Source organism: Oribacterium sp. P6A1, assembly GCF_000702885.1.
In the GTDB taxonomy this organism is placed as follows: domain Bacteria; phylum Bacillota; class Clostridia; order Lachnospirales; family Lachnospiraceae; genus Oribacterium.
On sequence record NZ_JNKO01000008.1, the window covers coordinates 81029 to 93377 of the forward strand.

General features: G+C 44.4%; 9 protein-coding genes and 1 tRNA gene. 3 read left to right on the forward strand and 7 right to left on the reverse strand.

Features of this window, described 5'->3' with window-relative positions; all coding sequences use genetic code 11:
- Nucleotides 1-233 precede the first annotated feature (233 nt).
- Both glyA and recJ read right to left on the reverse strand, forming a co-directional pair.
- Complete coding sequence (gene glyA, locus T515_RS07665) at nt 234-1487, reverse strand: serine hydroxymethyltransferase (protein WP_036609475.1); 1254 nt, start codon at nt 1485-1487, stop codon at nt 234-236.
- Between the two features lie 26 nt (nt 1488-1513).
- Nucleotides 1514-3265 carry a single-stranded-DNA-specific exonuclease RecJ gene (recJ, locus tag T515_RS07670; protein WP_036609476.1) on the reverse strand — a complete coding sequence of 584 codons (1752 nt, stop codon included), beginning with the start codon at nt 3263-3265 and terminating at the stop codon, nt 1514-1516.
- Between the two features lie 105 nt (nt 3266-3370).
- Here recJ and T515_RS07675 point away from each other — a divergent pair, with 105 nt between their 5' ends.
- Complete coding sequence (locus T515_RS07675; RefSeq protein WP_036609478.1) at nt 3371-4243, forward strand: CPBP family intramembrane glutamic endopeptidase; 873 nt, start codon at nt 3371-3373, stop codon at nt 4241-4243.
- A 160-nt stretch (nt 4244-4403) separates the two neighbouring features.
- On the opposite strand, the gene T515_RS07680 is transcribed toward T515_RS07675, so the two are convergent.
- The 4 genes from T515_RS07680 to pflB all read right to left on the reverse strand — a co-directional run bounded on the left by T515_RS07680 (nt 4404) and on the right by pflB (nt 10770).
- A complete protein-coding gene (locus T515_RS07680) occupies nt 4404-5963 on the reverse strand; it encodes a helicase HerA-like domain-containing protein (RefSeq protein ID WP_036609480.1) in 1560 nt (519 codons plus the stop codon).
- A gap of 174 nt (nt 5964-6137) precedes the next feature.
- Nucleotides 6138-7310, reverse strand: a complete 1173-nt coding sequence (locus tag T515_RS07685) for an NAD(P)-dependent malic enzyme (RefSeq protein WP_036609482.1) — start codon at nt 7308-7310, stop codon at nt 6138-6140.
- A 279-nt stretch (nt 7311-7589) separates the two neighbouring features.
- Nucleotides 7590-8327: a pyruvate formate-lyase-activating protein gene (gene pflA, locus T515_RS07690; protein WP_036609484.1), complete on the reverse strand. Its 738-nt coding sequence runs from the start codon at nt 8325-8327 to the stop codon at nt 7590-7592.
- A 196-nt stretch (nt 8328-8523) separates the two neighbouring features.
- Nucleotides 8524-10770 carry a formate C-acetyltransferase gene (gene pflB, locus T515_RS07695; protein ID WP_036609487.1) on the reverse strand — a complete coding sequence of 749 codons (2247 nt, stop codon included), beginning with the start codon at nt 10768-10770 and terminating at the stop codon, nt 8524-8526.
- A gap of 367 nt (nt 10771-11137) precedes the next feature.
- Between pflB and T515_RS07700 the strand changes: the two genes are divergently transcribed.
- Both T515_RS07700 and T515_RS07705 read left to right on the forward strand, forming a co-directional pair.
- A complete protein-coding gene (locus tag T515_RS07700; RefSeq protein ID WP_036609489.1) occupies nt 11138-11548 on the forward strand; it encodes an RrF2 family transcriptional regulator in 411 nt (136 codons plus the stop codon).
- A gap of 88 nt (nt 11549-11636) precedes the next feature.
- A tRNA-Arg gene (locus T515_RS07705) sits at nt 11637-11710 on the forward strand.
- A 58-nt stretch (nt 11711-11768) separates the two neighbouring features.
- Here T515_RS07705 and T515_RS07710 read toward each other — a convergent pair.
- Nucleotides 11769-12332, reverse strand: coding sequence for a DUF5662 family protein (locus T515_RS07710; protein ID WP_036609491.1), 564 nt, complete (start codon nt 12330-12332; stop codon nt 11769-11771).
- Nucleotides 12333-12349 lie beyond the last annotated feature (17 nt).

Genomic DNA, 12349 nt, shown 5'->3' on the forward strand with positions numbered 1-12349 from the left:
TGCTTACATTCCGATATATTTGTACTAATAAATTCAAAGCCAAACCCCAGTGAAAACGGTCATTCAGGTGTGCCTAAGCTTGCTGCTTGAAAGAACATGAAGTGAAAAAGTCCATCAGCGATGAACACTCTGGTGTTCAATCACTGATGGACTTTTGAACGTAATGTACTTTCAACGCCGTGAGCTGGCACACTGGATACCGTTTTCACGTCCGTTTTGAATATATGTATCTATCAGCCCTCGTAAATCGGGTACTTCTTCACAAGCTCAGCGACCTTGGCATTGATCTCATCCTTAGAATTCTCGAAATCAGTAGCCGCCTTCCAGATACACTCGGCAATAGGAGCCATATCCTCCTCCTTGAAGCCACGAGCGGTTACAGCTGCTGTACCGATACGCACACCGGAAGTAACAAACGGAGAACGAGGATCATTAGGGATGGCATTACGGTTCAAAGTGATATGAACCTCATCACAGTTGTTCTGAAGAGCCTTACCTGTAAGCTCAGGAATATTGGTGAGATCCACAAGCATCAGGTGATTGTCTGTACCACCTGAAACAAGCTTGAATCCCTGCGCTGTCATAGCATCCGCAAGAGCCTTACAGTTCTTGACAAGCTGAGTCTGATACTCCCTGAACTCCGGCTTCAGTGCCTCACCGAAGCAGACAGCCTTGGCAGCGATAACATGCTCAAGAGGACCGCCCTGACATCCCGGGAAAACAGCCTTATTGAAATTATACTTCTTTGCGATCTCCTCACTTGAAAGGATAAGACCTCCCCTTGGACCGCGCAAAGTCTTATGAGTAGTAGTGGTAACAACATGAGCATAAGGAATAGGTGACGGATGAAGTCCTGCTGCAACAAGACCTGCAATATGAGCCATATCAACCCAGAGAACCGCATCAACCTTGTCTGCTATCTCACGGAATCTCTTGAAATCAATGATTCTCGGATATGCAGAAGCACCTGCGATGATCATCTTGGGCCTGTGCTCCACTGCCAGAGCCTCAACCTCGTCATAATCTATATATCCGTCAGCATTGACACCGTAGGGAACGATGTTAAAGAAGCTTCCGGAGAAATTGGCAGGTGAACCATGAGTAAGATGTCCGCCGGCATCAAGAGACATTCCGAGGATGGTATCTCCCGGCTTGCAGATAGCCATAGTCACGGCCATGTTTGCCTGAGCGCCGGAATGTGGCTGAACATTGGCATATTCACAATTAAAGAGCTTCTTGGCTCTCTCAATAGCGATAGTCTCGATATCGTCCACATGAACACATCCGCCATAGTAACGCTTGCCCGGATAGCCTTCAGCATACTTGTTGGTAAGTACGGTTCCCATGGTAAGCATCGACACATCGGATAAAATATTCTCTGATGCGATAAGCTCGATGTTGTTCTGCTGACGTTCATACTCTTTGATGACTAACTGTCCTACCTCAGGATCAGCCTGAGATATATAGTCCATCACTTCCTTGATCATAGTTACCTCCATTTTTAAAACAAATTTTAAGGCTTCAGCTGGTAATCATCGATCACTATCTGAAGGCTTTGAGTCCCATTATATTCATTAATTTGAGGATAGTAAACTACATCTATTTTGGAAGACGCCCCTTTTTGTCTTAAAAACTCATCTCCATTGGTAAAAATTAATCCATCCATGAGACATCCTCCGTCTGAAAGAAGCTTCATTTTTACCACGTTCCTGTTCTTTCCAAGCACTCTGCACTCAGTAATTCCGAGATTTTTCGTCGCAAAGCTTGGTTTTTCATTTCCTTTTCCGAAGGGCTCCAGTTTTTCAAAATCATGAATCAGGTTATGCGAAATATAATCAATCGGCATAGGCACATCGATCCAGAGCTTGTCCACCAGCTGGTCCCCGGTAAGCTCACATCTTCTGTTAAGCTCCGCTCTGAACATGTCAATATTTTTCTCCTGCAGAGTGAACCCTGCCGCCATGGGATGACCGCCCCACTTTGTGAGAAGCTTATCCACTTCCTGAAGACGTTCAGACATGGAATATCCGTCAATGCTTCTTCCTGAACCCTTAGCCAGTTTCTCGCCCTCTTCATCTCCCTCAGCCCGGGTGATGACAAAGGATGGCTTATAGAACCTCTCTCTCAGCCTTCCTGCAACGATTCCCGCAAGACTCTCATGAAGTTCCGGAAGATAAACCACCAGTACCCTGTCATTCATGAAGTGCCTTTCTACAGTTTCGATAGCCTGATTGGTGGCTGAGATGGTCATGGTCTTTCTTGAATCATTAAGCTCTTTAAGTCTGGCGGCCTTCATGAGGGCCTCCTCTCTTTCATCAGTCAGGAAAAGGTCCAAAGCGATTTCGGCACTTCTAAGCCTTCCCCCGGCATTGATGCAGGGCCCTATGACATAGCCTATGTGGTAGGCGCTTATATGGTCCTGAGTAAGAAGGTCCTGGAGCTCTAAAAGTGCCCTGAGTCCCTGATTTTTTGTCTGCTTTATCTGCTGAAGACCGAACTTTACTATGGTTCTGTTCTCATCCCTGAGCTCCATAACATCACATATGGTAGCAATAGCGGCAAACTCGAGAAAATCGTAGAACTCCTCCTCCGGAATAGTATGATTCTGATACATCATTATGATGATCTTCCATGCCACTACAGCCCCGCAGATCTCAGGGAATGGATATCTGTTATCCTCTCTCTTCGGGTCCACAACAGCATTTGCAGGCGGAAGGATATCCCTTGACTCACATCCGTAATCCTCATCCTGATTCTGACGGACATCATGGTGATCAGTAACAAGAACTGTGATTCCCAGATCCCTTGCATGTTTGAGTTCTTCGATAGCTGCGATACCATTGTCACAGGTGAGTATGACCTGAACCCCGTCTTCTTTGGCCTTGTCTATGATGCCCACATTTATTCCGTATCCGTCTTTGATCCTGTCCGGAAGCACATAATCCACCACGGCTCCAAGACGTCTCAGGCCCTTTACGAGTATGTATGTGGCACAGACTCCGTCCACATCATAGTCTCCCACTACACGTATATGTTTTTTCTCATTTATGGCACGATTAAGCTGATTCATGCACTTGATGGCATCAGGCAGATATAAAGGCGAATGAAGATCATCCTCCAGTGATCCGTGAAGAAACTGCTCAATCTGTTTTTCGGAGTTAATGTCTCTGTTCCTGAGTATTCTGGCAGTTACCTGATCTATATGATACTTGTCCGCTATAGCCTTAAAGTCAGCTTTTTTATTGTATAGAAACCACTTTTTCATAGAACAACCTTTATCAAATGATGTATAATGTAACTTCAGCGCAAAACTGTTGCGCAAATATGCAAAAGTATATCACATTACCGGGTTTTGGGAGAAAGTAATTTAATGAATAATTCCATAAAACACTCATTTGCACTTATAGCAATGGTAACCCTAAGCTTTGAGATCATTTTTCAGCTTGGCGCAAATCTGTTTATACTGTATGGATCTGATCTGTATAAAAATGAATCATTTTCCATGATTGTTGCAGGATTTCTCGCTCTGCTGGCCGGATTTCTAATTCTGGGATACTATGATGCAAATGAAAGAAAGCATTATAAAAAATTCAGCATACTGAAGTTCCTTTGGCTCATACTTCTTTTACGGGGTCTGCAATTTGTCACATCCATACTTGATTATCCTGTCATAAACTGGCTCTATAATCTGGGATTTTCTCTCGATTCGGCACGTGCAGATGCAACCGGCGCAGACATAACCGGAACATGGGACATAATTTATGCATTGATCTGTGCTCCTGTCATAGAAGAATGTTTTTTCCGCGGCATTCTTTTCAACAGATTAAGAAAATACGGCACCATATTTGCCATTACCATCACAGCCTTTCTTTTCGGTCTCATGCACGGCAATATCTTTCAGCTCATTGTGGGATTTGTTATGGGAATCCTTTTTGCTTATGTGCGTGCCGCTTACGGGCTTCGTTTTTCCATTCTCATTCATGCGAGCAACAACCTGCTGGCCCTTCTGATGAACGACTTTACATTCCTTCCTCTCTGGAAGGAGGTGCTCCTTAACTTTTTATTCTACGGAGGAGTAATTGCAATTATTGTAACTATAGTTACGAATTATAAAAAACTGTCTGCAGCCATAAAAAAGGAGAGCTCCCTACCGAGGATGTATATGCTTTGGTTCACAACGATTCCCGTGATCCTGGTTACCCTGTTCTATGTTCTCCTGACCATACTGAGCCTGTTTGCTTGAAGCCCAACGCAAAATCCCACATCAAAGATGGTCGATTAAATTTCAGCCTGTGCCGGCACAGCCTCCGCTTTAAGCTCCTATCTGAAAAAAGACCATTGTGCACGTTCTGCACAATGGTCTTTTGATTTATACATGATCACGCCATGACCTTAGGTTTATGTCATTTATTAAACAGAGTGTCAAGAATTCCTCTTCCGAGGGCCGCGCCAATGTTTCCGCCCACACGTTTTCCGAAGCTTCCCAGGAAAGTCTTTCCGATGGCTCCTCCCGCCTCCCGGCCCAGTGTTCCGGCCGTGGAGCGTCCCACTGACTTGACTGCATTTCTGGTGCCTCTGGATGCCTTCTCTTCAGCCTTTGCCTTCTCAAGGGCTTCCTTCTCTGCCTGCTTCTGTGCCTCCAGCTTTGCAGCTTCAGCTGTAGCCTCATCCGTAAGTCTCTTGAAAAACTCGTAAGCCGAATCTCTGTCTATGGTTTCGCTGTATTTTCCCGAAAGATCCGAAGCTATCATGGCAGCAAGTCTTGATGTATCATCCACCGGGCCCATTTTTGACTGAGGCGGAAGAACACGGCATCGTCTCACCATTTCAGGTTTACCCGTTTCATCAAGGAAAGAGATGAGAGCCTCACCTGTTCCGAGATTCTGAAGCACCTCCGCTGTATCAAAGCTCTTATTCACTCTGAAGGATGCGGCTGCCGACTTAATCTTCTTTTCCTCTGCCGGAGTGTATGCATGAAGCGCATGCTGCACCTTGTTTCCAAGCTGGGCCAGAACACCGTCGGGAACATCACCCGGGTTCTGGGTAATGAAATAAACACCTATGCCCTTTGAACGAATAAGCTTCACTACCTGCTCTATCTTATCAAGAAGGGCCTTTGGAGCTCCGTTAAACAGCAAATGGGCTTCGTCAAAGAAAAATACCATCTTTGGCTTATCAAGATCACCCACCTCAGGCATCTGTTCAAAAAGCTCCGAAAGCATATAGAGCATAAAGGTGGAATAGATCAACGGGCTCTGAATGGTAGTCTCTGCATCCAGAATATTGATCATGCCCTTTCCCGCATTGTCGGTTCTGAAGAAATCCCGGATATCTATGGCCGGTTCTCCGAAGAATCGGTCGCCTCCCGCTGTCTCAAGAGCCACAACAGAACGAAGGATGGCATTGAGAGAAGCTGTAGTCATGTTGCCGTATTCTGCGCTGTACTTCTTATTGTTCTGGGCTACGTACTGCACCATGGAACGAAGATCCTTGGTATCAAGAAGCAAAAGATTCTCTTCATCCGCTATTCTGAAAATGATGGTAAGGATGTTTGCCTGCAGATCCGTAAGACCAAGAACCCTGGAAAGAAGAGTAGGTCCAAACTCACTTACTGTTGTTCTGAGAGGCATTCCCTTTTTACCATCAATATCCCAGAACTGGGTGGGAAAAGGTCTGTAAGTAAAGCCGGCGGTTGCGAGCCCAAAGCGCTCAATTCGTTTCCTCATATCATCGCTGTCAGCTCCGGGACTTATCATCCCCGCCAGGTCTCCCTTGACATCCGAAAGAAATACCGGAACTCCCATATCGCTGAATGACTCTGCAAGCACCTTTAATGTTATGGTCTTACCTGTTCCGGTAGCCCCGGCAATAAGTCCGTGCCTGTTTGCCATATGAGGCAGTATGCAGACCTTTTCATCCGTATCCATATCAAGTCCGGCCCAAATAGCATTGTTATATAACATATGTTCCTCCATCCCTAATGTTTCACAAACCATCCGTACAAACATGACCCTCATTTAATGTGTCTTTTGCACGTCTCTATAAATGCTATTTTAACATACTCCGGTTTGTGTTTACAGCTTTCACTTGATCATAAACAGGGATTGTGGAATGGGCCGGTGCCTTAGGGTATATCTTTAAATCCTTGCAACCCCTGACTTTCTTGCAGCTTCTGCCGTAGCCTTTGCAACCGCATCCTTTACACGCGGATCAAATGCCTTTGGAAGAATGTAATCGGCATTGAGTTCCTCATCGGAAACCAGACCTGCGATAGCCTTTGCTGCCGCAATCTTCATCTCATCGTTGATATCAGATGCGCGGACATCAAGAGCTCCACGGAAGATTCCCGGGAAGCAGAGAACATTGTTTATCTGGTTAGGGAAGTCTGAACGTCCGGTTGATACTACCGCTGCTCCTGCCTCCTTTGCCTCATCAGGGAATATCTCCGGTGTAGGATTTGCACAGGCAAAAATGATAGGATCCTTGGCCATGGTGCGAACCATTTCCTTTGTGAGTGTTCCCGGTGCTGATACACCTATGAAGCAGTCAGCTCCCCTGATAACCTCTGCAAGTGTTCCCTTCTCATGATTAAAGTTTGTGATCTTTGCCATCTCCTGCTTGATGGGATTTAAGTCCTCTCTTCCTTCGTAGATAGCACCCTTACGGTCTGTCATGATTACGTTTTTGAGTCCCATGGCCATGAGAAGCTTAATTATGGCGATTCCCGCAGCGCCTGCCCCTGAGGTTACGATCTTTATATCTTCAATCTTCTTTCCCACTACCTTAAGGGCATTCATAAGACCTGCCAGAGTTATAACCGCTGTACCGTGCTGGTCATCATGGAAGATAGGAATGTCCGAAACCTCCTTAAGCTTCTTCTCGATTTCAAAACATCTGGGAGCTGAGATATCCTCAAGATTGATTCCTCCGAAAGAGCCCAGGAGCATCTGTATGGTATGAACGATTTCATCAGGATCCTTGGAACGTACACAGAGAGGAATAGCATCAACATCACCGAAGGCCTTGAAAAGAACGCATTTTCCTTCCATAACAGGCATACCTGCCTCAGGTCCGATATCTCCTAAGCCAAGAACTGCAGTGCCGTCTGTCACAACTGCAACAGTGTTCCATCTTCTGGTAAGCTCGTAAGACTTGTTCACATCCTTCTGGATTTCAAGACAAGGCTGCGCAACTCCGGGGGTATATGCGATAGAAAGGGCTTCGGAAGAGTCAACCGCTGCTCTTGAAACAACCTCTATCTTACCTTTCCACTCATAATGCTTCTCCAATGATACCTTTGCATAATCCATAACTTTTCTCCTTTATTTATGATTTGAATAGTCCGCTTCTATGGCAGACCATGCCTTCTCAACTAATTCGGGAAGCAACTCATACATTACCATAAAATCCCTCTTTTTCATAGATAAGGTCTCTTCTGGTTCGTATCCATTCACTTACGGTTCCGTACTCTATAATGAAACCGCCCGGTATAAAAAGGCCCTTGCTATGATAAAAATCAGGTTTGGTGAAAAACTATATGGATTATAAAACAGGCTGGAGGCCTTCCATAATCTGTCAGTCTCTGTGGATCATCTTATTCCGAGAAGCTTTTCCGCGTGTTCTACCAGTTCACGGCTTGGTGCAGGTACATCGCTTAAAGTGTATTTAATGCCCATCTTCTCGTATTTATAAATACCGAGACTGTGATAGGGAAGTATCTCCACCTTCTTAACAGTTTTAAGGGTATCAATGAACTTTTTGGTTTCTATGAGTTCCTCATCAGAATCCGTAAGTCCCGGTACAAGAACATGACGTATCCACATATCAACTCCCTGCTCGCTTAAATAGGAACAGCAGTCAAGAATATTTTTATTTGTCTGACCGGTTAATTTTTTATGCTTTTCGTCATCAATTTCCTTAATGTCAAACAACACAGTGTCAGTGACCTTTATCAGACGGTTGAACTTACTGAAGAAGGGTTCCTCTCTTGTAAAAGGCTGGGCAGAAGTATCAAGACATGTGCTGATCCCCATTGCTTTTGCCTTTTCAAAAAGGTCGATAACAAAATCTATCTGAATGAGAGGATCTCCTCCGCTCACTGTGATTCCGCCCTCTTCTCCCCAGTATTCACGATATCTTACTGCATTCTGCAAAATTTCATCCGCAGTACGCATATCCTCACTGTGAAAATCCCATGTATCAGGATTATGGCAGTAACGGCAGCGCATATTGCAGCCTTTAAGGAATACGATATATCTTACTCCCGGTCCGTCAACGGATCCGAATGTTTCAATGCTGTGGATTGCACCTTTGATTGCTTCAGCCATAATTTTTTCCTCCTTTGTATTATCCGTTTAATAGAAACGGCCTGCCGGAAAGCTATTTAGTCAGCTTCCTGCATATAGTCAAAATAAGCCGTCACTCTCTTACGAAAGCGGCGGCTTATTATCAAGGCTCAGAAAATGATACAAAGATTTTGGTCACGCACTGGAAAGAATATGTATCATTTAATCCGGTTTTAAATCAGAGTGCCTTATGCTCAGTTCTTGAAATTACATCAAGCTGCTGCTCTCTTGTAAGATCAATGAACTTAACTGCATATCCTGATACACGGATAGTGAAGTTAGCATACTCAGGCTTCTCAGGGTGCTCCATAGCATCCTTAAGCTTCTCAACACCGAAAACGTTAACGTTTACGTGGTGTGCACCCTTTGAGAAATAACCATCCATAACTCTTACAAGAGTTGTTGACTGCTCATCCTCTGTGTGTCCAAGAGCTGCAGGATTGATTGTCTGAGTATTTGAAATACCGTCAAGTGCATACTCGTATGGAAGCTTAGCCACTGAGTTAAGAGATGCAAGAAGACCTGAAGTCTCGGCACCGTAGCTTGGGTTTGCTCCCGGTGAAAGAGGAGCGCCTGCAGGACGTCCGTCAGGCATAGCACCTGTAGCCTTACCGTATACTACGTTTGAAGTAATTGTAAGGATAGATGTTGTAGGCTCTGAATCTCTGTATGTATGATGCTTCTTGATCTTGTTAAGGAATGTCTTGAGAAGCTCAACAGCGATCTCATCAGCACGGTCATCATCATTACCATACTTAGGGAAATCACCCTCAACCTGATAATCAACTACGAGACCGTCCTCATCACGAACAGTCTTAACCTTCGCATACTTGATAGCGGAAAGTGAATCAACTACGTGTGAGAAACCTGCGATACCTGTAGCGAATGTACGGCGTACATCTGTATCGATAAGAGCCATCTCGGCAGCCTCATAGAAATACTTGTCGTGCATGTACTGGATAAGGTTAAGTACGTTTACATAAACGCCTGCAAGCCAGTCCATCATCTGATCGTACTTATGGCAAACCTCATCATAATCAAGATACTCTGATGTGATAGGCTTGTACTCAGGTCCGATCTGCTCCTTTAACTTCTCATCAACACCGCCGTTGATAGCGTAAAGAAGGCACTTTGCAAGGTTTGCACGGGCACCGAAGAACTGCATCTCCTTACCTGTCTGTGTTGCGGATACGCAGCAGCAGATTGAGTAATCATCGCCCCATACAGGTCTCATAACATCATCGTTCTCATACTGGATTGATGATGTTGTTACAGAGATCTTTGCAGCGTACTTCTTGAAGTTCTCAGGAAGTCTCTTTGTGTAAAGAACTGTAAGGTTTGGCTCCGGTGCAGGTCCCATGTTCTCAAGAGTGTGGAGGAAACGGTAGTCGTTCTTTGTAACCATTGAACGTCCGTCCTGACCCATACCTGCAACCTCAAGTGTAGCCCATACAGGGTCTCCTGAGAAGAGCTGGTTGTATGAAGGGATTCTTGCGAACTTAACCATACGAAGCTTCATTACGAAGTGATCGATAAGCTCCTGAGCCTCAGCCTCAGTAAGAGTACCCTCAGCGATATCTCTGTTGATATAGATATCAAGGAATGTAGAAACACGGCCTACTGACATAGCAGCACCGTTCTGTGTCTTGATAGCGGAAAGGTATCCGAAGTAGAGCCACTGAACAGCCTCTCTTGCATTCTTTGCAGGAGCTGAAATATCGAAGCCGTAAGATGCAGCCATCTCCTTCATCTGACGGAGAGCTCTCATCTGATCTGCGATCTCTTCTCTCTTACGTACGATGTCATCTGTCATTGTTCCGTCGCCGCAGTTGTCGAAATCCTTCTTCTTCTCTTCAATGAGGAAATCGATACCGTAAAGAGCGATTCTTCTGTAATCGCCTACGATACGTCCACGGCCATATGTATCAGGAAGACCTGTAAGAATATGAGCGTGACGAACCTTCTTCATCTCCGGTGTGTAAGCATCAAATACACCCTGGTTGTGTGTCTTGTGATACTCTGTGAAGATCTTGTGAAGAAGTGGATCAGGTGTGTAGCCGTAAGTTGTACAAGCCTGCTCTGCCATCTTGATTCCGCCATAAGGCATGAATGCTCTCTTAAGAGGCTTATCAGTCTGAAGACCAACAACCTTTTCCTTATCCTTAGAATCGGCTGTTATATAAGCTGCGTCGTAAGCTGTGATACCGGAAACGATCTTGGTCTCCATATCAAGAACTCCGCCCTTAGCTCTTTCTTCCTTCTGTAATCCCTGAACCTCATCCCAGAGCTCCTTTGTAGCATCTGTAGGTCCCTGCAGGAAGCTGGCGTCACCATCGTATGGTGTGTAGTTATTCTGAATGAATGAACGTACATTTACGTCGCTTGTCCAATGTCCGGCATTAAAGCCTCTCCATTCCTCTCTCATTTCTTTTCCTCCAATAAAACCATTGTCTTATCTGTATAACATCAGAATCCCGGCACATGCAGTATCTTCACTGTTTTGTCTTACTTCTGATGCTCTGATAATAAACCATTGCCTCCATTAATTCTGTTGCACGCGCAACAAAGATGCGAAGCGTGTATACAATTTATGGAAGCATTGGAAGTATATTATCTTGACAATAATCTGTCAATACACATAAAGGCTTAATAATATATGTTTCTCTTTAAAAACAATAGTATTTATTAATTATGTATTGTCAGCAAAACTGTAGTCGTATTAATATTGTATAAACTCTAGTGATATGGTAGGATTACCGATATCTCTACGCTTTTTTAGGAGGTTGTTTTTTATGATGATTTCAACAAAAGGACGTTATGCCCTTTCGACGCTTATAGACATTGCACAGCACTATGACGGAGTAAATCCCGTATGTATTAAGGAAATATCAGAGCGGCAGGGCATATCCCTCAAGTATCTGGAGCAGATCATTTCCTTGATGGTCAAGGGCGGGTTTCTGAAATCCGTACGCGGCGCCAAAGGAGGTTATCTTTTCACCCGTCCGACAGAAGAAATAAAAGTCGGGGATATTCTTAATGCAGCTGAGGGCAGTCTTGCTCCGGTTGAATGTGTAAGCGGCAATTCCGTGTGCCACAAGTCGGCAAGCTGTCCTTCTTTTTCTTTATATAAGGAGATTGATGATGCTATTTATAATGTGGTAAACAAATACACACTATATGATCTTGCCAATCAAAAAAAATAAAAAAAATTTCAAAATATTGTTGACATTCGTTTTGGTATTCGCTAATATAACTGAGTCGCTTGAAGAGAGCGGCACAAAACAAAAAGATGCGTGCGTAGCTCAGCTGGATAGAGCGTCTGGCTACGGACCAGAAGGTCGTGGGTTCGAATCCTGTCGCACGCATTATTTAACCGGATTGCTTCTGCAATCCGGTTTTTTCTTTTTCAAAAAAAGAACGCGGTCAGAAATGATCGCGTTCTTTTCTCCTTCTTTTCACTTCTTCCCTGAGATACGAAAAGGCCTTCTCCTCCCCTTCTGTTTTCAGCATCAGAAGAAGCTTTGTAATTTCTTTTTTTGTTTCCGGCTCCAAAAGCAAGGTATCCTTTGTAGGCTCAAAGTACTCCCATGCAACACCGTCATGATAGTCTTTCCCTTTATATACTTTTGCAGCCGCTACCCTGTCACAAAACATCTCGGCCACATATCTGTAGGGCATCCTGCAGCCAACCATGATTCCCTTTTTCTCCAGATCATAGTCACACCAGTATTCAAAATGGTGTTTATTACGTCCTTTGTGATGGAGCCAGGCGGCGGATACTCCCGTCTTCAGACGTTCCTCGGTATTGGGACTTTTATTGCCCTGGTAATACTTGATTCCCGTCTTAAACTCCACCCAGGAATACTTTGAAAGGTCATGCATGATTCCCTGTCTGTAAAGTCCCACTCTGAAACAATTCTTCAAAACCTCCCATTTATGCCTGTTTATGGTTTTAAAATGTTTCACAGCATTAATTAGATAGTTCATATTATGTTAATGTTTAA

Coding starts and splice junctions, on each gene's coding strand:
- glyA (WP_036609475.1), bottom strand. CDS start 1,487: ATGATCAAGGAAGTGATGGACTATATATCTCAGGCTGATCCTGAGGTA.
- recJ (WP_036609476.1), bottom strand. CDS start 3,265: ATGAAAAAGTGGTTTCTATACAATAAAAAAGCTGACTTTAAGGCTATA.
- T515_RS07675 (WP_036609478.1), top strand. CDS start 3,371: ATGAATAATTCCATAAAACACTCATTTGCACTTATAGCAATGGTAACC.
- T515_RS07680 (WP_036609480.1), bottom strand. CDS start 5,963: ATGTTATATAACAATGCTATTTGGGCCGGACTTGATATGGATACGGAT.
- T515_RS07685 (WP_036609482.1), bottom strand. CDS start 7,310: ATGGATTATGCAAAGGTATCATTGGAGAAGCATTATGAGTGGAAAGGT.
- pflA (WP_036609484.1), bottom strand. CDS start 8,327: ATGGCTGAAGCAATCAAAGGTGCAATCCACAGCATTGAAACATTCGGA.
- pflB (WP_036609487.1), bottom strand. CDS start 10,770: ATGAGAGAGGAATGGAGAGGCTTTAATGCCGGACATTGGACAAGCGAC.
- T515_RS07700 (WP_036609489.1), top strand. CDS start 11,138: ATGATGATTTCAACAAAAGGACGTTATGCCCTTTCGACGCTTATAGAC.
- T515_RS07710 (WP_036609491.1), bottom strand. CDS start 12,332: ATGAACTATCTAATTAATGCTGTGAAACATTTTAAAACCATAAACAGG.